We start from the raw sequence: 20,917 nt of genomic DNA, 5'->3' as shown, positions 1-20,917 counted from the left end.
AATGATGTTTGGGAGTGCCGATACGCTGGTGCAATTAGCCATCAAAACGAGAGATCCCTACATTGCAGCGGCAGTGCATGAGCTGGCAACAGGAATTGCAAAACTCGAATTGGAAGCTCTGATTTGCGGGACAAGGCGGACAGCATTAGCGATCGCTCGCTGGGAGCATACGCCTGCCTCGGTACTCACGGCATTAGCTGGTATTCACGATGACGCCATTGAGTTGCGGCTAGATAAAAATCCAGGCACTTCTTCCGGCGTTTTATCCAACCTGTATGAGGATGCAAGCAAAAAGGGCAAGTCCGGATTAACCAAACTCATTGCTCAACATTTAAATAGTGGGACGGAGGTTTTAAAAAGGATTGCACTTCATTCTAACGATGTTGAATGTTTGTTGGCGCTGAGTAAAAACACGTCAGCCAATTCAAAAGTCCTCGCGGCGTTATCGGAGCGCGTCTCTGGTAGCGATATAGCAGTGGCAATTCATAAAAATATTGCCCAGAACATATCCGCTTCTGCTGAGTTGCTAGCAAGGATTTTTGATAAATCAGATGTTTATACACAAACAGCGATTCTTGGACATGAACATTGCCCTGCCTCTTTGATTGCTAAATCGGCGGCCAGTGAAGAAGTGTTGATGATGCGTGTACTCGCCCGGAATCGCCGTGTGAGCAAGGAAAGCCTTCAACGATACGCAGATTGTGATGATGCCGGAGTGCGTGCTGGAGTTGCTTCTAATGCCTTAACGCCGGTCGCCATTTTTCGTCATTTGTTGAGGGATAAAAGCGAATTGGTGAGGCGGGAAGTGGCCTCCCGAATTGATTTGTCGGAAGAACACATTGAAGCCTTGTCCAGCGACGCTGATCCATGGGTGAGGCAAAGAATTGCACGCAACCCGACGACGTCACTGGATGTGTTGTACAAGCTTGCGGTAGATGAGGTGGCTGATGTCAGAAGGGCGGTTGCCAGAAACACAATGAGCGCAGTTCATTTGCTCAACATGCTCGCAGAAGACAAACACGCCTGGGTGCGATCTGGGGTGGCTTACCAGGCCAATGCATCCCAAAGAATCCTGATCAAGCTGGCGGATGACAAAGATGTAGATGTATTAAGTGGTGTCGCAAACAATCCAAATACGCCACAAACGATTTTAAAAGGGTTGGTCCGTTCAACGGAAGCAGATGTGAGAAGAGGTGTGATTTTAAATAAGTCAGCGACGCGCAATACCTTGCTGCCTTTGCTAGAGGATCCCTACTACCTGCATCGCATGTTGCTCGTGCAGAACCCTCATTTGCAGGCACAGGACAAGTGGAGTCTACGAGATGATCCAGATTCCCAGGTCAGGTTTTCGGTATATCGGTGGGCAGCAAACATCTGCCTGAAAATGCCCGATACATTTCTAGTAACGAAGTAATGAAGGAGACGAAGGTATGAAGATATTAGTGGCAGTAAAACAGACCGCAGCACTAGAAGAAGATTTTGAAATTCGAGACGATGGTTTGGACGTAGATGAAGATTTCATGATGTATGACTTGAATGAATGGGATGATTTCTCGTTGGAAGAGGCCATGAAAATCAAGGAATCGAGTGATACAGACGTTGAGGTGGTGGTTGTATCTGTGGGTCCTGACCGTGTAGATGAAAGCCTGCGTAAGTGTCTGGCTAAAGGGGCAGACCGCGCAATTCGAGTTTGGGATGACGCTGCAGAAGGATCTGATGCAATTGTAATCGGCCGCATTCTGACAGAGGTGATCAAAAAAGAAGCCCCTGATATGGTCTTTGCCGGGGTGCAATCCTCTGACCAGGCTTATGCGTCAACCGGTATTTCTGTGGCCTCCTATTTGAATTGGCCGCATGCGGCAGTGGTCGCCGACCTGCAATATAAGCCAGGCGACAACAAAGCCGTCATTCGCCGTGAACTTGAAGGCGGCATGCTGCAAGAAGTTGAAATCAACTGTCCCGCAGTGTTGACCATCCAGCTCGGGATTAACAAGCCACGCTACGCCTCATTGCGAGGCATCAAGCAGGCAGCAACCAAACCTATTGAGGAAGTTTCTCTGGCAGAGATTGGCCTCTCTGCTAATGATGTGGGCGTAGGCAAATCAATGTCCAGAGTCCGTCGCATGTATATCCCAGAAAAAGGTCGCGCCACTATGATTGAAGGCACTATTTCTGAACAAGCTGCAAAAATCATTCAAATCATTAACGAATTCAAAGGAGCATAATCATGAGCAAAATTTTGGTGATTGCGGAACATCGCCGTAACGACCTACGTCCAGTATCATTAGAGTTGGTTGGCGCCGCAAATAGTCTGAAAAAAACTGCAGATGATAAAGTGGTTGTCGCGGTGATTGGCAGTCAGGCTGACTCTTTTGTTCCTGCATTATCCGTCAATGGTGTAGATGAACTTGTCGTTGTCAAAGGACCATGTGTCGATTTTGATCCGGATGTTTTTGAGGCCTCAGTATCTGCTTTGATTGCTGCTCATAATCCGTCAGTTGTATTGCTTCCACATTCTGTTGACTCACTTGGTTATGCATCATCGTTAGCAAGCAAAGCCAGTTATGGGTTTGCCACTGATGTTTATATTGTTGAGTATCAAGGAGATGACCTGGTTGCAACCCGTGGTGGCTATAACCAAAAGGTCAATGTTGAAGTGGATTTCCCTGGTAAAGCGACCGTTGTGCTTACGATCCGTCCTAGCGTATTCAAGCCATTGGAAGGTGCCGGCACTCCGATGGTGACCAATATGAATGCACCGTCAGTACAGTCTCGCAGTCAAAACAAAGACTATATAGAGGTGGGCGGTGGTAATGATATTGATATCACCACTGTCGATTTTATTATGTCTATTGGCCGTGGTATTGGTGAAGAAGCAAACGTTGAGCAATTCCGCGAGTTGGCAGATCAGGCGGGTGCAACCCTTTGCTGCTCACGTCCGATTGCTGATGCGGGATGGCTACCAAAATCCAGACAGGTAGGCCAGTCAGGCAAGGTCGTCGGTTCATGCAAGCTGTATGTTGCCATGGGGATTTCTGGTTCAATCCAGCACATGGCCGGTATGAAACATGTACCTACGATTGTCGCTGTGAATACGGATCCTGGAGCCTCTATTTTCACCATTGCAAAATACGGCATTGTTGCCGATATTTTCGAAATTGAAGAGGAACTTAAAGCGCAGCTTGCTGCTTAAACTTAGGTTTGATCCAAGCGTTGAAGCTTCTCTTTTTGGGCACCTTGGTGCCCATTTTTATCTTTTGGAAGTACCACTTCTGGGTGATTATAAAGCCCTTATAAAATGCGTATGATGGTTTGTGTTTGGATCTTGATTTGGATGTCATCTGGACAGGAACGTCCAATGATTCGCCATTGATTTAGCAAACTAACTCAATCTTCCTTCACATGGGCACTTTCTGTGCCCATCTTTTTTACATGTCTACCTCTTAGGAAGTACAACTTCAAGGTAATTTTCCTGAAGGGGCGATTACTTTAGTCTTCTATTTAATGCATTGGCCAGCGGTGATTGGGTTATTCGGCGCTGGCGATTCGATCAATTTTAATTAAAAAGAGATCAATATGGAACGTGGATATTGGATTAAAAGTAAGCCTATATATACCTCTTTAACGTGGCATGAAAAAGCAACTTCGCACCTCGTGCTTGCCACCGGGATTGGTGGTATGGCTGTTCTCAAGCTATTTCAACAAATGCATCCTACACAGCCGGTTACAGTACTTTACGGCAAGTACGGTCAAATTGAGCTGGATTACTCAGACACCCTCAAGTCGATTATCCAGGATGATCTGCATCTTTATAAGTTTGAGGAAGACTTGCTCAAGAAGCTTCAAGTGTTACTTAGGGATGCCACCATGGGACTGCGCATATATGTGGCGGGCTCTGAGGGGTTTATCTGGGACGTTGTGGCAGCGGCTAAACCTTTCGGTATTCAAGAATCAGAAATCATGAAAGAGCAAGTCGATACACTTGCTCGAACTGTTTACTGCGTTCATTGCAAAACGATTACAAAGTATGTCACCACAAATATTACTTGTTGTAACGGTTGCGAGCGCATGCTGTTTGTACGCGATCATTTCTCGAGGAATTTGGGTGCGTATATGGGATTAATGGTTGATGCAGAGTCTCCTGGGGAGTTGCCTGCGATTGAGGAGATTTATCCATGAGTACAATCAACGTAAAGGTAGCTGCCGTTGAAGAAGTTACCCCTTTAATCAAACACTTCCGGCTGGAAAGTGAGGATGGTGCAGATCTGCCCCCTTTTTCTGGTGGCAGCCATATTGTAGTGACGATGGATGCTGAGGGGAGAACATACAGAAATCCCTATTCTTTGATGGGATCTCCCTCAGATACCAGAGCCTATCATATTTCTGTCCGGCGCCAGGAAAGCTCGCGCGGCGGTTCTGTGTTCATGCACGAGCGTGTGCAGGTAGGTATGCGTTTGAAAATTACGCACCCGGTGAATCTTTTCTCACTTTCCAAACTGGCACATAAGCATATTCTGATTGCAGGGGGTATTGGAATTACCCCTTTCATGTCACAAATCGAGGACCTCAAAGCCGTCGATGCTGACTATGAGCTGCATTATGCCTTTCGTTCTTATGAGCAGGCGGCTTTCGTCAATGAATTGGAAGAAAAGTGTGAAGGCAAACTGTATTGTTATGCAGACAGCCAGAACGAGCGTATTGATCTGACTGAGTTGCTAAGACATCAGCCGTTGGGGACACACGTGTATGTGTGTGGGCCTTCTCCAATGGTTGTTGCCGTGTTGGAAACTGCAAGAAACCTGGGCTGGCCTGAAAACAATATTCATCACGAAGAGTTCTCTGCTCCTCCTGTCGGTGAGCCGTTCAAGGTTCAACTGGCCAGGTCTGGCATAGAGGTTGAAGTGCCAGCGGAAATGAGCATGCTGGAGGCAATTGAAGAAGCGGGTGTCGCCGCGGATTCGCTATGTCGCGGGGGAGTCTGTGGCCGATGTGAGCTGACTGTTCTCGAAACGGACGGCGGTATCCAGCACCATGATCACTATTTGTCTGACTCGGAAAAAGTATCATGTAGAAGCATTATGCCTTGTGTATCACGTACCAAAGGAAAGCGCTTGGTTGTGGATCTTTGAGCCCCTTTTGCGACATTTATTTTTAAGTAGAATTAAGGCGAAAAAACATGCAATTAAATTTCAACGATGAGTCATTCCGGGATGACTATAGTTATAAAAACTCACCTGAAGCCATCAAACGTTTCCCTTTCCCTTTCTCCGAAGATCATTACATGTATTCGGTCAATATCGAGCCACATGCTAAAGGGGCCAAGGGGTCCGTCTATGAGTATACATTTGATGTTGATGAGCATTATGTTTCAGAGTGCCTCGACAAGAGTGTCACTCTGGAACAAGACCCTGGCCGTTACGCTGCTCTGCCTCACATGATGACTGCACAGTGGGACTTTCTTGAACTAGCGATGACGGCCATGGCCAATGATTATCCTGAGTATTTCACGCTCACCAAGAACGGTAATGTATGGACTTGGAAGAATCGTCCATTAGAGATCATCGACACGTTCACCTTTGGTGATGCCACCACACTGCCGTATGAGCCATTTGAATATATGGGACGACAAATGCAGGGGGATTTTGTCTTGTTGGATCAGCGGGACGGAACTTTGTATGCCGACGCAGGCATCGTAACAAGCCAGGCAGACTGGTCATTGGCATTCAATACAGGAATGTCATGGCAGGAATGGCATGGCCCTGTACCCAAGGTCACTGAGCTTGGAGTATTGGACAGGGCCTTGAAATACCTGCTGAATTTACAGGTAGCAAATCCAGTACGTAGACTGAACTGGACGATGACTATCAATCCAAGACTGGATACCTCTCCAGAGAACTATCCGCTGTGGGCGATCGACCGTAAAAAGGTTAATGATGAAACTGTTGGCGATTTGGTAAACCTGCGTGTTGAATTGCAGACCCTGTTTAGGCTGCCTCGCAGCAATGCCATCGTATTCGGTATTAGATGTTACCTGGCCAGCCTTAAAGATATCGCGACTTATCCAAGATGGGCTAAGCGTCTGCACCGAGTGCAGAAAGATCTTCATCCGGATTTGATTGAATACAAAGGCATGACTACCTATCACCGTTATGTGATCGACTGGCTTGCTCAGTTCGACGATGGTGAGGTGTTGGAATATGGTGCCCATCCAGAATAAGTTTTCGTAACAAGAAACAACAATCTAGGAAGAAAATGATGAAAACACATTTTGTGATCGTGTCATCAATGATGGCTTTGGGTTATATGTCTCAGGCAATTGCGTCTGATCGCGTTTTTATAAAATATGCTATAGATTCCCCACAGATGCAAAATTTGAGCAAGCGGCCTTATCAACAACCTAGACCTGCAAGTGTTGGGACAGATGCAGCTCTTAAAGATGCGGCCCTCAGAGGCTATGAGCTTCAGTCTCAGAACGCCTCCAAACTGCACGCAATTTCCAAGCGTAGTTACTAAGGCTTCATTTTGTAAAGCTTTTGACCATAACGCGTTTTTTAAGGTCGTTAAGACGTTACACTTCAGTCAACGCTTGTATGGCTGTTGTCCGACCCTCTCTGTCGTGTCTTGTCTTAGTGACAGGTGTTCATTCAATTTTGATTGGTGGATGCCTGTCACTCTTTGACATATCGAGCGAAGTAAGCTTGTGACCATCCCTGACTCTACTTGCCTTTAATGTAGTCAATACTCTTAAAGGAGTAATCCCAAATAATAATTGTTTCATACCGCCTTAAGCATGAAAATGAAAGCACAAGTTCACTGTACTTTACCTCTCTCAAGTGACAGTACAAACGAGAATGGACTTGTAAGGGAGGCAATATTCATTGCCTCCCGAACCTCTCCGACAAGGCGAGTTATGGGGACATCGGCATGAATTAAGCTAAGGGCTACTTTTCTAGTTATTAGCTTAAATTAGGTTGACTGCAAACGGGTGTCGAGTATTGGAATACGACAAATGTGGTGCGCAGCGAAAGTCGATGAAGCAGCTGCTCAAGTCGGCTGCATGATCAGGATAGCGTTGAAACATAGTGTGGTTTGTCAGGTGCTGCTGTGATGAATCCTTCCAGCGCCAATAGCTCACCGGTACTTGAGAACACACCCCGTCCAATCTCTTGGACAAGTTTTGTTTCGCCCTTTCTGGTAATGATCCTGTAGATGATGTTGAAGGTTTCATTTTCGGCGATTTGCTGATTAATCGACTTCCATACTGCGGCTCTATCGGTTGGATGGATAATCAGATTGTAGGTCAGACTTGGGTCGTGCAGTAAATCCAGCGAATCGTAACCGGTAATATCAATACAGCCTTCGCTGACATACTCAAATGTCCATGATCTGTCATGTCTGCAACGATAAATCATTCCAGGAATATGACTGAGCAGGGCATTTGCAGCACGGCGGTTTGCTGAATGTTGCGCTTCAGCATCCTTGATATCCTGAATATTAGTGATGGTGCCAATAACACTGGTTCTCTCTCCGGAAATGTTGGAGGAGGACCTGGCCCTTAAACGGAACCAGTTAGATTCTCCTTGGAGGGAGATCAAACGCAAATCTATCGTGAAGCTTGGCTTTCTGCCGTAGGCAACGGATTCAAGTCTGGACTCAACCATTAGCTTGTCTTCTGGATGTGCAAAGTCAGAAATAGCTTTGTTCAGACTGTCTTTGATCGCGTACTCAAGAAAGCTTTCCCAAGCGGGATTGAGAAAGATAATTTTCCCTTCAAAGTTGAGCTGGAAAACAATCTGCTCAAGTTTGTCGATAATGAAGTGATAGTTAAACTGATGGTCAAATTCGCTGCTGAGTGTATGTTCAGCGGAAAGCGGTGTAAATTGAAATAGTGTCAGATTTGCGTCCCTGTCCTCGCGCATTTTAGTGAGGCTGACATTTGATGGAATAGCTGAGCCGTCAAGTGAAATTAGACGAATGTTGGTGGACTCATTGTTAGAGGTTCCCGTCGCGGCTTCAGCATTCAATTCAGCGAATATCTGGTGATCCGCTGGATGAATGATGTTTGTAAATGGCATACCCTTGATCTGGTCTTCAAGTCCGACTAAACCGAGTGTACGCAAGAAGGGAGTGTTGGCAAACTTAACAATTAGGCCATCCAGCAGTACGGCAGGGGAGGATAAGGCATTAGAAGTCTCTCTCAGCCAAGAAAGTTGTTGTGTAAACTCACTCTTTTTGTTGGAGTTTGATTTAGTAAACAGGGGTTGAATAATAAAAACAAGCGCCGCTGAGAAAATAGCGATGGTGATTGTCACCAGAATGGCGAAGTGTGCTAAAAAAGGGCCTTCAATACTGTGCCAAGAACCAAGGACGATTAAGTAAATAATACTGATAATCATCGTAGAAAATATAAAGATGCTCATATGCCGCTGCCTAGTTACATCAAAATATGAGTATAAGAAAATCTGCTTGCAATATGCGAAAAATTTTAGCGTTTTTTAAAAAATTAGAGATGTATATCAATGGCCACAAGCTATATGCCAGCATGCATGTTCTTGTTGCCTCTTTGATGGTAGTCATCGTCCTTATGCAAGCGACTTCTTTGTTTCTATTTGATTACATTCCTAACCATTTGACGGCAATTAACCAGGCCTATCGCGAACAAATTCTATGGAAGCAAGAGCTTTATCAATTGGAAAGCTATCTTGATGGTGAGAGACTCGAACCATACAAGTTATCCCTTAGTATTAGTAACTTTGATAAAGCTAGCTATGCATGGAGCAGGAAGCAGAGCGATACCCGTTTGGCTACAGCCTACGAAAACCTGAGCCAGTTACATCAAGAATTTGTTCAATGTTGCTTGTATGAGACACCAAGAGGGCAAACCCTGTTAAAGGGCAAACAGATCGTAGAGGCTTATGATGAGTTTGTTGAGGCTTCAAAAGAAGATGTTGAGGTTAAACAGGCGGTCGTTCAAATATTGCAGCTGGCATGTGTATTTCTGGCAATCTGCATTGGAGCATGCATCATGCTCACTTCTTGGCGCATCCTCGTTACCCGCCTTGGTCGGATTTATGAGTTGATTCCAAGTGATCTGACTCATGCAGATAAAGACACCTATTATGGTGATGAACTTGAGAAACTTGAGAAATTAACTGCTGAAATGTCAGCGCGTATTGAGGGCTATCAGGCAGAAACTAACTGGACAAATAAGATCAGCACTGATAAGGCGAGAAAGACGCTACTGTCTCAAGACTTCCTGCTAAAGTTGGCAAGACTGATTGCAAACTCGGACCTAAATGAAATCACTATCAAGAAGGTCCTCTACTCAATGGAAAAAACATTGGATGCAAAAAACGTCGCCTTGATGTTTAGTGATATCGGTTCACGTTTTTCGTCTCAACGCGCCCTTTTTTCCAGCTACATGCCGCTCTCTTTTGACAAAGGGATATTTGATCGCGAGCTTCAAATGTTTGAGGTCTCTCATGAGGTCAAACTCATACAAAGTGAATGCATCCAATACACTACCGTGCCATTACCATGTTCTAATGGCTGGTTAGGCATTCTGCTCATTGAAACAGATGCGAATCATTTTTTTGAGGATATGGAAATTCAGCTCATTGAAGTCACTTCCCAGATGGTGGCAATGGCAATGGGATTTCAGGCTCGGGAGCAGGAAGGTCGGCGTGTGGCTTTGCTTGAGGAGCGTGCGGTGATTGCCAGGGAGTTGCACGATTCACTCGCTCAATCTCTGTCTTATATGAAGTTCCAGCTTGCGCGGTTGCAGAGCATCTTCGACGAGGAGGGTGTGAGTTCGGATGCCTCAGAAATCGCAAATGATATTCGTGAAGGTTTGGATAATGCTTACAAAGAGTTGAGGGAGTTATTAACGACTTTCAGAGTGCAAATGGATGTGCGTGGGTTGGACCATGTATTGGAAGAGACGATTAGTGAGTTTGCCAGCCGTTCTAACCTCTCTATTGTGTTGGATAACCGATTACAGGACTGCCGGCTGACTGTGAATGAAGAGTTTCATTTGCTACACGTCATCCGCGAGGCATTGTCGAATATTGTGCGGCACTCCGGGGCAGAAAAAGTCAAAGTCTCATTAGTGCTGCAGTCTACGGGAGAAGTGATTGTCATGGTTGACGATGATGGTATTGGTCCCGCGTTTGATGAGGCTAAGCCACACCATTATGGGTTGGCGATTATGACCGAGCGTGCCCATTGTTTAGGTGGTGAAATTGAGGTGATCCCTCGCCGGTTAGGCGGAACACGGGTTCGATTAGTGTTTCGACCAAAAAATGAGGGCATAAAGCAATAAAAATGGGGTTTGAAAATGGCAACTACAGTAGTAATTATTGACGATCATGCATTGTTCCGTAAAGGCGTCATGCAGATGATTTCTTCTGATCCTGAGTTCGATGTGATAGGAGAGGCTGCATCGGGATTACAAGGGTTATCTTTGGTTGAACAATTAAAGCCAGGACTTGCATTAATTGACCTGAATATGAAGGTCATGAACGGGATAGAAACGCTGACGCGAATTAAAGAAGCCAAGCTTGATACCAAATGTATCGTTTTAACGGTTTCTGATGCAGAGGATGATTTGCTGGAAGCATTGCGCGCTGGCGCGGATGGTTATTTGTTGAAAGATATGGAGCCGGAAGATTTATGTGCGAGCCTGAAAAAGGCCATGTCTGGTATCACGGTGTTACATGAAAGCCTCACGGACATTCTGAAGAATGCGTTGGTGAACCCTACTTTGAATAAACAAGATGATGATGTCTCACTCACAGAGCGTGAAAGGGAAATTTTGGAGTGCTTGGCAAAAGGCCTGAATAATAAAACCATCGCAAGGCATTTGGGCATTAGTGACACCACCGTGAAAGTGCATATCAAGCACTTGTTAAGTAAGCTTAAATTAACAAGTCGCCTGGAAGCAGCCGTGTGGGCGCATACTAAGAAAGTGGTTTAACAGATATCGGATATTCGTCAGAGTTTGTTCATCTCTGACGAAGGACCGCTTGTAGATTATCCATGACGTGGATGTTTTCTGAGTCTGGTATGGCTAAGGCACGATGGATTCAGACATGGTATTCATGATGACAACACCACTAATGATCAGCCCCATTCCAAAGATTGCAGGCTTGTCCAAGACTTGTCCATAAACAAAGTAACCAATTATGGCAACCAGCACAATGCCCACTGCTGACCATATAGCATAAGCGATTCCGATAGGAATTTCTTTTAGAGATAACGATAGAAAGTAAAATGCGACAGCATATCCCAATATGGTCAGAAGGCTAGGGCCTAACTTAGTGAATCCGATCGTACTTTTAAGTGCCGAAGTCCCAAGTAGCTCAAAACATATCGCAAGCGCAAGATATAACCATTTCATAACAGTCCTTTTCAGATCAACCATGTTGCTTGACAGTGCATTTTAATATTGAGCATCGATTCACGTTTCAGGATTGTCTGTCACTTTGATGAGGTGATGCATTTCTAAGGCCACTTCCGCCGCTTCTGTACCTTTTATTTTTATTCTAGCCAAAGCCTGGTCATCATTTTCCGTGGTCAGGATCGCATTAGCCACTGGTATACCGGTGTTTCGTTGCACTTCGGATATGCCGCGTGCTGACTCATTTGAAACAACTTCAAAGTGGTAAGTCTCTCCGCGGATGATGACTCCCAGGGCAATCAGGGCGTCATATTGCTGACTGAGCGCCATGTGTTGCAAAGCCAATGGAATTTCCAAAGCACCCGGCACTGTCGCTATGGTGACAGCATCGCTACTGACACCCAGTGCCAGTAATTTCTCCGTGCAGGCCTCCAGTAGGCCTTCACCAATCGCACTATTAAATCTTGATAACACAATGCCAATTTTGAGCCCTGATCCGGATAAGTTTTTTGCTATGACTTTCATTCTAAAACCTCTTCAATTGATTGAAACCACATCTCTTTAGATTGTGGAATAGATCTGTTTCGAAACTCTGATCAGCAGTTTATCCGATGTTTATTCGCTTGCAGCTACCACTTATGAGGTAAGCCTAAGTGGTAATAGAAAGTCACTTTTCACGTGGTTATGATTCACGACGATGCGATAAAAGGAAATTGTTTATTTCCAGGCGTCAGTATCGTGAAACGATGTTTCTTAATTTTTAAATGATGGGTCGCCTATAAAAGCTTATGAGGTAATTGCGAGGGTTGAGTAGGGTTAGGCAGATTCAATTTAAGGGAGGTTTGTGTGCAAAAAACTGTAGAAGTGATAGATGCAATCACCGCAGATGTCAGCAACGATGTAGTGGCTGGAAATGCTTCACTACATCGAACAATTAGCTGGACTGGCGCGTTTTGGGTTGCCAGTGGGGTGCCTGCGTTAGTGCTGTTTTCCATGGGGGCCATTGCGGCCACTGTGGGTAAACCGGCTTGGCTGGTATGGATGATTTCGATTGGGTTTGGTTTTATTCAGGCATTTACTTATGCCGAAATAGCTGGATTGTTTCCACATAAAACTGGTGGTGCATCCGTTTACGGTGCCGTTGCTTGGATTCGATACAGTAAGTTCGTTGCACCGCTCTCAATTTGGTGTAACTGGGTCGCGTGGACTCCAGTACTGTCTATTGGATCAGGCTTGGCAGCAGGATACATTCTCACGGCAATGTTTGCTCCCGATGCTGCTATCAATACCTGGCAATTGAGTCTGCTGGATTTGGGGATGTTGAAAGACGGCTTAACATTGCGTATCAACGCCACATTTGTCATTGGTTCAGCCTTACTTTTACTCGTCTACTTCATCCAGAATGGTGGCATTCTGCGTTCAGCCAGAACTACTATGATTTTGGGTGTTGCGGCTTTGATCCCGCTGATTATGATTGGTCTTGTACCGTTGATCACTGGTGATATGCCTTCTGAGCATTTTTTCCCATTGTCCCCATTGGCTTACGATAGTGTAGGTAACGTGATTGATGGTTTATGGAATCTTGACGGCTGGGTGTTAATGGCGGGCGGTTTGTTTATCGCCGCCTGGTCAACCTATGGTTTTGAAACCGCCGTATGCTACACCCGTGAATTTAAAGATCCTAAAACTGATACCTTCAAGGCAATTTTCTATTCCGGACTGCTCTGCGTTGGCGTGTTTACATTAGTGCCGTTGGCATTTCAAGGCCATTTGGGCCTAGGCCAAATGATTACGCCAGCAGTGACTGACGCCGCAGGTAATGTCACGAGTGCCGCAGTTTATGACGGTATGCTGGCACCTGATATTTACAGCGGTATGGGCGTTGCGAAAGCGTTGTCAGGCATTCTTGGCAATACGGCATTTATCGCCAATCTGGTTGTTGTGATGCTGATTTTGGCATTGTTGTTGTCCATCATGACAACCATGTCTGGCGCTTCACGCACGTTGTATCAAGGTTCAGCAGATGGGTTGCTGCCCAAATTCCTTTCCAAAGTGAACGAACATGGTGCACCTACAAGCGCAATGTGGGCCAATATGATCTTTAACTTCATCTTGCTGATGATGTCTGATTACATGTTCTTGCTTGCTGCCGCCAATGTCAGTTACGTGATATTTAACTTCTTGAACCTGAATGCTGGCTGGATTCACCGTATGGATAGACCGAACTGGGACCGCCCTTACAAGGCACCGACCATTCTGATTGTATTAGGCACGTTTCTCGCTTTTGTAAACGTCACTTTGATGGGCCTCGGCGCTAATATCTGGGGTGCCGGTACTTTAATGAGCGGTTTGGTGATGGCTGGCCTGGTGTTCCCAATCTTTATCTGGAGACATTATATTGTCGATAAAGGCGTGTTGCCTAAGGAAATGCAAGAAGACATGCATCTCGACGGTCATCAATCATCAACAGCCGGAGTATTGCCATATCTCGCGCTCGTTGCTGCAGGCGTGATTGTGTACTTCACCAGCCACTTAGCCTCATAAGGGCTAAATAATAAGTTCTGATATCTAATACCATAGATAGGATGTAAGAACTGGAAGGGGGCGCATCAGTCCCCTTTTTTCCTGTTTATGGGTGGTCTTTGCGACTATCTAAATAGTCATTTAGTCGCTCAAAGCGAAAAGTTCACAGTGTGAAGTTCAGTAGTAAACAAGCTATAAAACAAGCAGCGTTTCTCCTACGAGTATGTTGGTTGCATGAAAGGTAAAGTAATTGAATATCAAGCTAAACGATGCGAGCACAGGCCAGACAATTGAGCTCGTCAAAAATCTCGTAAAAGGTCTAGAGATCAGTTCAAATGAAATAGGTAAGGTCGCTGATATTATCAAGCAGGTCGCTAAGCAAACAACATTAATTGCAATGAATGCAGCTATCGAGTCAGCAAGAGCAGGCGATGCCGGACGTGGTTTTGCAGTCGTTGCAGATGAGGTTCGAGTGATGGCTGAACAGTCATCAAAAGCAGCCACTGAAATTAGTCGAATTGTTTCCTCTATTAAAAATGATTCAGTGAAAGCAACTCTTGAAGTGTTGCGTGCAGAAAAAGATTCACTTTTAAAAAGTGCTTCATTTATTGTAGCTGCACAGGCCATGCAAATTGAAATGCGTTTTATGCAACTGGAAACTAGCCTGTGCGGTATAAAAAATCTGATTGAAGGGATGCTAGCTTCTCGTATTAGGCCGAAGCGCGATGTGCTTAATGCGCTCTTGATGGCGAATCTAAAAGCCGATGCAGATGTGCTAGGCTATGCCTGTTGTTTCGAGCCGAATGCTTTCGATGGGTTGGATAACGAATATATCAACACAGCAGGGCATGATGAGACCGGCCGCTTTATTCCCTATTGGAACCGCGCCAGTGGCAAAATCGTAGGTGACAAATTGGAGGCCTATGAGACCCCCGGGATGAATGTTTGGTATGACCAGCCAAGACGCCTAGGGAAGAATTTAATGATAGAGCCCTTCGAGTATGTTTTAAGTAGCGGCAAGGCAGTTCAGTTAGCCACTATGGTGGTGGTGATTATGTCAGCAGGAAAGTTTATTGGCGTATCTGCGATTGACTTTGCGCTTGATAAGTTTCAGGAAGATTTAAGTAAGCATAAACCGTACGGAATTGGCTCGTACTCCCTGATTTCAAATGCGGGCGTTTACATTACGCACCCTGACATTGAAAACGTTGGAAAGTCTGCCATGGATCTTACGCCTGAAGCCAAGCAAGCAATTCGGGAAGGAAGGCCATTTGTGGAAGCGGGTCATAAATCCGATATTCTGTTTTTTCATCCAATTAAAACAGGCGGTAAAACATTACCTTGGTCATTAATGCTTAGATTTGATTTTGAAGCCATCGTGGCGAAATTAAATTAGGTCCTGCATTATGGAACACAGTTGATATTAATTTTTGAAAAGCGATTTCAAAACATATATCTTAGACTAGCCACGGCTTGGTAAGCACTTAGCTTTTACATTTGAAATCAGTATTTGCATACTAAAATCCCTAGTAGTGTCCAGATACTCGTAGAAAAATTTTCAAAGAGGGACTGCAAGTATTTCTGACATTCTTTCAACCTTAGATTTAGACTTTAGATGGAAAAATGCATTTGTAGGTGCTTGTGTCCCTGAAATTGGGGGAGGCCCTGAGATGGGTTTACGAAGCACTAAAGCATAAGTTACTCATGATGGTTTTGTTTAGCTTTTGTCTGTTTTCTTACCATTCCTTTAGCGTGGGCCGCACCAGTCGCTTCGACTACTCCAGCTGGATTGCCATCTAAATCTAAACGATCAGCCCCTTCTTTACATGCTTGCCAGTAACGAGAGCTTTTGCACCACGTTTTAATTGCCAACTGTAAATCTTCGTTGGAAATGCCAATCTCTTCAGATCGCAGTTGGAGGTCTTCAAGAATACCAATTTTCAAAGGCACTTTGGGAGAGGGATTCTTTGGAAAAGCCTTAGGGTAAAGCCTCTGAAGCTTGCCTATGATTAAGACCACTGGATCGACAGGATTTGTGCTCTTGGTTTTTGCTTTATTTGCTGGTTGCTTAGATTTCTTTTCTTCAGCAAGCTGTTTCTTCAGTTCGGCGAGTTGTTCGAGGCCCATGGCAATAAATTCAGCAGGTTGTTTTTATAGAGGTGAATTTTCTTATAGATTGTTACGTCAACGCAATCTATTTGAGGTGATTTATTTAGTACATTTATCTGACGGTTACAGATTTTAGGGTGTCCTGAATTTTGTGTAAACGGCGGTTGATTACTGCCGAGGCATTCTGTCCTCGAACTGTATGGTAATCCTGTTTAGCTGAACTAAACGAAATGCTCCTGCTGTAAGAGGCACGAACGCTAATATCAATAATCCAGAAATTATCAAATATCCTCTTTGTCAATTGTTCTAAATTCAGCCGCGTTAAACATCGGCGATTATCATAAGCCTCTGCAGATAACTGATAACAGGATTAATTGAGTGGACACATCACCTGATTCGTCCGGCGTATACAGGAGTCTACTGATTACAACCTACCGACTAGTGATCCTAGGTAGGTCTGTTAAATCTATTAATTATTCTAATCATAAGTTTAGCAAATTAATTAAATAAGTTATTGACTAATAATTGATATTTTTATTAATATTCTAATCATAACTTGTTAAATAACTCCCATGAGACCAACCAACAAAAGTGCTAGATCGTTGCTAGATATCGAGTTGCGAGTGCGAAGACTGGCAGATGCTGCCACCTTAGCCAAGGCTTTGGGTGTTAGCCATCCTACGATTTTGCGCATTATTCAAGAGCGTGGCAATGAAGTTATTCGTATTGGAACAACAAAAAATGCACGGTATGCGCTTCGGCGATCCCTGCGAGGAAACCCTGAGCCTATCCCGGTATACAAGGTTGATGAAAAAGGTAAAGGGTCTTTATTAGCTTACATGCATCTCGCTGACCCAGAGGGCGCTGTTTTAGATGTCAAAGGAATGGGCTGGCCCGCTCCGATTGATGGGTCACCTTGGTGGGATGGGTTGCCATATCCTTTGACTGATATGAGGCCGCAAGGGTTTTTGGGGCGTAGTTTAGCTAGGCAAATAGCGAAAACTTTTGGTGTCTCAGAAAATCCTGAAGAGTGGTCCGATGACGATGTGATTCATGTATTAACTATTAAAGGAAACGATAATCAGGGCAATCTAATTATCGGAGATACCGCGTACCAAGATTTTTTACATACCGTAATTCACCCTGTAACCAGCATAACCGAAGATGAGTTAAGCCAGCAATATATCGAGTTGGCGCAAACGGCCACCCGATTTGGAGGAGGGGGCTCAAGTGCTGGCGGGGAGTTCCCTAAATTTACAGCTAAACGTATGCTCAATGAGGCGTCTAATCCTTATGTGATCGTAAAGTTTTCTGGGGCAGATGATTCACCAGCCGTCAGGAGATGGTCTGATTTGCTTGTTTGTGAGCACTTGGCTTTGGATGTGATTAGGCAGTCGGGTAGCTTGTGTGCGCCTTTGAGTAGGATAATCCAGGCTGGTGGACGTACCTTTTTGGAGGTGGAGCGATTCGATCGTGTCGGTGAGTTCGGGCGAATTGGCACAGCTTCTCTCGCAAGTTTAGATAATGCTTATGTCGGAATGGGGAGCGGTTCATGGATAGATGCTGCTCAAAAGCTTGTCACTGAAAGGGTAATCCCTTCAGGTTTGGTTGAGGATATATCTTTAATGTGGTGGTTTGGAAAGCTGATAGCCAACACGGACATGCACTTTGGGAATCTTACCTTTATGATTGAGCCCTCTTTAAAGCTTTCGCCAGCATATGACATGCTTCCTATGCTCTATGCGCCGCTTGCCGGTGGAGAGGTCCCTTTAAGGGAGTTCGAACTCTCTTTGCCTAAGCCTCAAGAAGAGCCAACCTGGAGCTTGGCGTTTAATCTGGCTATTAAGTTTTGGGAGGCGGCCTCTAAGGATGTTCGAATCACTAACTCTTTTAGAGCTCTTTGTGAGATGAACTTGAGATTGCTGCAAAGGGTGGATGAAAAGTTAGGTATGTCTAACTCTGGCTAAGTCAGATAAAAGACAAATTACCATTTCGCACTACTCGAATTTTTAGAATTGAGGCTAGTAGATGGAAACAGATACTGAATCGCCACTAATTTACTAGACACCTTTAAGCCGTAATAATGGCAATAAAAGAAAGGTGCAGTATGAGTGGTAAACGTTATCCAGGAAGGCGGATACGCGGTCTCTGAAGTGGCACGCAGATTGGAGTCACTGTCGATAGTCTGTATGTCTGGGGCAGGAAGTACGGCCCAGATGCAGCAGAGCATCAAGCAAAAACAGCTGAGCAGGCAGAGCTGCAACGTCTGCGTAAAGAACTCAAACGCGTCACTGAAGAGCGAGATATCTTAAAAAAAGCCGCGGCATACTTCGCGAAGCAGTCAGATTGAGGTATGCCTTTATACAAGAGCATCAGGACTGCTGGCCGATACGGTGGCTATGCAAGGTGTTGAATGTTCATCCGAGTGGGTTTTATGCTTGGGTGAAGAAACCTTATTCCAAGGCTTACCAAACAAACCAACGACAATCTGGCCTTATCAAGCAAAGCTGGCTAGAGTCTGGTGGTGTGTATGGTTATCGCAAAGTGCATAGCGATTTGCGCGCTTGGGTTGAGCACATTGGGATCAACCGCGTTTATAAGCTGATGCATCTGCATGGGATCAAGGCATTGGTTGGCTATCGCAAGCCCCGCCATTATAGTGGCAAGCCCCATGTGGCAGCGCCTAACCGGCTAAACCGTGAATTCAATCCAGTGATGCCGAATCAATCATGGGTGACTGACATTACCTATATCCGCACGCATGAGGGTTGGTTATATCTAGCTGCTGTGATGGACTTATTCTCCCGCCGCATTGTGGGTTGGTCTATGCAGTCGCGTATTACCAAAGAGCTGGTATTGGATGCATTGCTAATGGCTGTGTGGCGTAGAAAGCCTAAACAAAAGGTATTGATTCATTCGGATCAGGGTAGCCAATATACCAGTGAAGACTGGATGCTGTTTCTAAAAGCACACAATCTTGAATCTAGCATGAGCCGCAGAGGTAACTGCCATGACAATGCCGTGGCTGAAAGTTTCTTTCAACTACTGAAGCCGGAGAGGATTAAACGCAAAATATACAACGACCGGGATGAAGCTAAACGGGATATCTTCGATTACATCGAGTTCTTTTACAACTCAAAACGAAGACACAATTCCAATAACTTGCTATCTCCGATAGACTTTGAAAAGCAGTTCAATCAATCGGCTGAACAGTGTCTACAAAATTAGTGGCGATTCATGGTTTGATTTATTAACACAAACTTCACAAAGAGCAAGATAGCACAATATAACTTGCGAATTCAAAAATGCTTAAAACATCCAACCTTGATTTCAGAGATTTATATGAGACTAATAACAATTGAGTTTTAAACCAATGGTCATTTTCTGCTAATGAAATTATTACAGCAAAAAGATGGGCCAGAATGGGGCCGTAGTGGGGCCATGGTTGGGCCATAAAAAAGCCAAGTTAGTAATTACTATCTTGGCTTTGCTTTTATTACTGGTGCGCCCGGCGGGAGTCGAACCCACGACCCTTGGCTTCGGAAACCAATACTCTATCCAGCTGAGCTACGGGCGCAATCCTGCCATTATAGCAAATAAGTCCGTGCTGGCTTGACGCAAGCGCTGTCAATTTTCTCTTAAGCTTATCCTGCACTGCTCTGGTGAAATAATCTTGTCATCATGGCTGACTATGCTTACCCGCTAAACGTTAAGTTATTTAAGGGTGTTGCATTATGAAAGCAATGATTCTTGCTGCAGGCAAAGGCACACGCGTTCGGCCACTGACTTATGAATTGCCTAAGCCTATGATCCCTGTGTTAGGTAAACCTGTGATGGCGTACCTGATTGAGCATCTGGCCATGCATGGCGTGGCCGATATCATGATTAATGTGAGTTATCTGCACAAAAAAATCCAGGATTACTTTGAAGATGGTCACCGCTTTGGCGTGAATATTGGTTATTCGTTTGAAGGCGATATTGTGGATGGGCAGGTGGTGCCTCACGCTGTAGGTTCTGCAGGTGGCATGCGCAAGATCCAGGACTTTAGCGGTTTTTTTGAAGAGACGACCATTGTCTTGTGCGGCGATGCGATTATCGACCTGGACATCACCCGGGCAGTGAAAGAGCACAAAGAGAAAGGTGCGCTGGCGAGCCTGGTGACGATGCAGGTGCCTATGGATAAGGTGTCTGGTTACGGGATCGTGGTGACCAATAAAGAAGGACGGATTATTTCTTTTCAGGAGAAACCCAGCCAGCAGGAGGCTCGCTCCAATTGGGCGAGCACCGGTATTTATATTTTTGAGCCCGAGGTTCTGGACCTGATTCCTTCAGGCAGTGAGTTTGATATCGGCTCAGACTTGTTTCCTTTATTGGTACAAAAAGGCTTGCCGTTTTATGCGATTCAGCATCCTTTTAACTGGATTGATATTGGCGTGGTGACTGATTATTGGCTGGTCATGCAGCAAATGATGCAAGGCTTTTTCCCTTCCATGCCGATTCCCGGCAAGCAAATCAAACCGGGGGTATGGGTGGGGTTGAATGTACATATTGATTGGGAAAACACGCAGATTGAGGGGCCGGTGTATATCGGCTCGGGGTCGCGTATTGATAAAAATGCCCGGATTATTGGCCCAACTTGGATCAGCTCTGGCTGTCATATTCAACGTGACAGTACGGTGATCCGCTCTATCCTGTTTGATTACACCCGGATTGCGCAAGGCTATGAAATTGAAGAGCGCATTGTGTGTGGAGATTATTGCGTGGACCGCAAGGGGCGTATGGTGCATATCGATGATGACAATTGCGACATTATCTGGACCGATGCACGCGAAAAAGTGGTTTATCCACAGAATTATGCCTATGCAAGGTTATAGCAGAAGTGTGTAC

General features: G+C 45.1%; 17 protein-coding genes, 1 tRNA gene and 1 pseudogene. 14 read left to right on the top strand and 5 right to left on the bottom strand.

The window, feature by feature from the left end:
• The first annotated feature begins 1 nt into the window (after position 1).
• The 7 genes from F463_RS0110540 to F463_RS0110505 all read left to right on the top strand — a co-directional run bounded on the left by F463_RS0110540 (position 2) and on the right by F463_RS0110505 (position 6,513).
• Positions 2-1,414 (top strand): HEAT repeat domain-containing protein, encoded by a 1,413-nt coding sequence (locus tag F463_RS0110540; RefSeq protein ID WP_018987052.1) that lies wholly within the window; start codon positions 2-4, stop codon positions 1,412-1,414.
• A gap of 16 nt (positions 1,415-1,430) precedes the next feature.
• The gene (locus F463_RS0110535; protein WP_018987051.1) at positions 1,431-2,225 is read left to right on the top strand and encodes an electron transfer flavoprotein subunit beta/FixA family protein; all 795 of its coding nucleotides are present in this window, start codon (positions 1,431-1,433) and stop codon (positions 2,223-2,225) included.
• A gap of 2 nt (positions 2,226-2,227) precedes the next feature.
• Complete coding sequence (locus F463_RS0110530) at positions 2,228-3,193, top strand: electron transfer flavoprotein subunit alpha/FixB family protein (protein WP_018987050.1); 966 nt, start codon at positions 2,228-2,230, stop codon at positions 3,191-3,193.
• 383 nt (positions 3,194-3,576) lie between these two features.
• On the top strand, positions 3,577-4,179 hold the full coding sequence (locus F463_RS0110520; protein ID WP_018987049.1) for a dimethylamine monooxygenase subunit DmmA family protein: 603 nt from the start codon (positions 3,577-3,579) through the stop codon (positions 4,177-4,179).
• The gene (locus tag F463_RS0110515; protein ID WP_018987048.1) at positions 4,176-5,129 is read left to right on the top strand and encodes a PDR/VanB family oxidoreductase; all 954 of its coding nucleotides are present in this window, start codon (positions 4,176-4,178) and stop codon (positions 5,127-5,129) included. The genes F463_RS0110520 and F463_RS0110515 overlap by 4 nt, the downstream gene beginning before the upstream one ends.
• Positions 5,130-5,176: 47 nt before the next feature.
• A complete protein-coding gene (locus F463_RS0110510; protein ID WP_018987047.1) occupies positions 5,177-6,217 on the top strand; it encodes a heme-dependent oxidative N-demethylase family protein in 1,041 nt (346 codons plus the stop codon).
• Positions 6,218-6,252: 35 nt separating this feature from the next.
• Positions 6,253-6,513 carry a hypothetical protein gene (locus F463_RS0110505; protein WP_154650050.1) on the top strand — a complete coding sequence of 87 codons (261 nt, stop codon included), beginning with the start codon at positions 6,253-6,255 and terminating at the stop codon, positions 6,511-6,513.
• Between the two features lie 548 nt (positions 6,514-7,061).
• Here F463_RS0110505 and F463_RS0110500 read toward each other — a convergent pair.
• The gene (locus tag F463_RS0110500; RefSeq protein WP_018987045.1) at positions 7,062-8,420 is read right to left on the bottom strand and encodes a PAS domain-containing protein; all 1,359 of its coding nucleotides are present in this window, start codon (positions 8,418-8,420) and stop codon (positions 7,062-7,064) included.
• 53 nt (positions 8,421-8,473) lie between these two features.
• Here F463_RS0110500 and F463_RS0110495 point away from each other — a divergent pair, with 53 nt between their 5' ends.
• On the top strand, positions 8,474-10,321 hold the full coding sequence (locus tag F463_RS0110495; protein WP_018987044.1) for a histidine kinase: 1,848 nt from the start codon (positions 8,474-8,476) through the stop codon (positions 10,319-10,321).
• Between the two features lie 15 nt (positions 10,322-10,336).
• Positions 10,337-10,975 carry a two-component system response regulator NarL gene (gene narL / locus F463_RS0110490; RefSeq protein ID WP_018987043.1) on the top strand — a complete coding sequence of 213 codons (639 nt, stop codon included), beginning with the start codon at positions 10,337-10,339 and terminating at the stop codon, positions 10,973-10,975.
• A 93-nt stretch (positions 10,976-11,068) separates the two neighbouring features.
• On the opposite strand, the gene F463_RS0110485 is transcribed toward narL, so the two are convergent.
• Positions 11,069-11,398, bottom strand: a complete 330-nt coding sequence (locus F463_RS0110485; protein WP_026295514.1) for a DMT family transporter — start codon at positions 11,396-11,398, stop codon at positions 11,069-11,071.
• Between the two features lie 60 nt (positions 11,399-11,458).
• Complete coding sequence (gene ribH, locus F463_RS0110480) at positions 11,459-11,923, bottom strand: 6,7-dimethyl-8-ribityllumazine synthase (RefSeq protein ID WP_018987041.1); 465 nt, start codon at positions 11,921-11,923, stop codon at positions 11,459-11,461.
• 321 nt (positions 11,924-12,244) lie between these two features.
• Here ribH and F463_RS0110475 point away from each other — a divergent pair, with 321 nt between their 5' ends.
• Together F463_RS0110475 and F463_RS0110470 are read left to right on the top strand one after the other, a co-directional pair.
• Complete coding sequence (locus F463_RS0110475; protein WP_018987040.1) at positions 12,245-13,942, top strand: APC family permease; 1,698 nt, start codon at positions 12,245-12,247, stop codon at positions 13,940-13,942.
• Positions 13,943-14,171: 229 nt separating this feature from the next.
• Entirely contained in the window at positions 14,172-15,317 is a 1,146-nt protein-coding gene (locus tag F463_RS0110470) for a methyl-accepting chemotaxis protein (RefSeq protein ID WP_018987039.1), read from the top strand.
• A gap of 302 nt (positions 15,318-15,619) precedes the next feature.
• Here the strand turns inward: F463_RS0110470 and F463_RS0110465 are convergent, their stop codons facing one another.
• Entirely contained in the window at positions 15,620-16,048 is a 429-nt protein-coding gene (locus F463_RS0110465; protein ID WP_018987038.1) for a ProQ/FinO family protein, read from the bottom strand.
• 584 nt (positions 16,049-16,632) lie between these two features.
• On the opposite strand from F463_RS0110465, the gene yjjJ reads away from it, so the two are divergent.
• A complete protein-coding gene (gene yjjJ, locus F463_RS0110460; RefSeq protein WP_018987037.1) occupies positions 16,633-17,997 on the top strand; it encodes a type II toxin-antitoxin system HipA family toxin YjjJ in 1,365 nt (454 codons plus the stop codon).
• Positions 17,998-18,141: 144 nt separating this feature from the next.
• Positions 18,142-19,258: pseudogene (locus F463_RS0110455) on the top strand (IS3 family transposase).
• A 272-nt stretch (positions 19,259-19,530) separates the two neighbouring features.
• Here the strand turns inward: F463_RS0110455 and F463_RS0110450 are convergent.
• Positions 19,531-19,607, bottom strand: a tRNA-Arg gene (locus tag F463_RS0110450).
• A 157-nt stretch (positions 19,608-19,764) separates the two neighbouring features.
• On the opposite strand from F463_RS0110450, the gene F463_RS0110445 reads away from it, so the two are divergent.
• Positions 19,765-20,904 carry a nucleotidyltransferase family protein gene (locus F463_RS0110445; RefSeq protein ID WP_018987035.1) on the top strand — a complete coding sequence of 380 codons (1,140 nt, stop codon included), beginning with the start codon at positions 19,765-19,767 and terminating at the stop codon, positions 20,902-20,904.
• Positions 20,905-20,917 lie beyond the last annotated feature (13 nt).

This window comes from Methylophilus methylotrophus DSM 46235 = ATCC 53528, assembly GCF_000378225.1.
Taxonomy (GTDB): Bacteria; Pseudomonadota; Gammaproteobacteria; order Burkholderiales; family Methylophilaceae; genus Methylophilus; species Methylophilus methylotrophus.
Note: the sequence above shows the minus strand (reverse complement) of the source record. Positions and strands in the feature narration are given on the sequence as shown.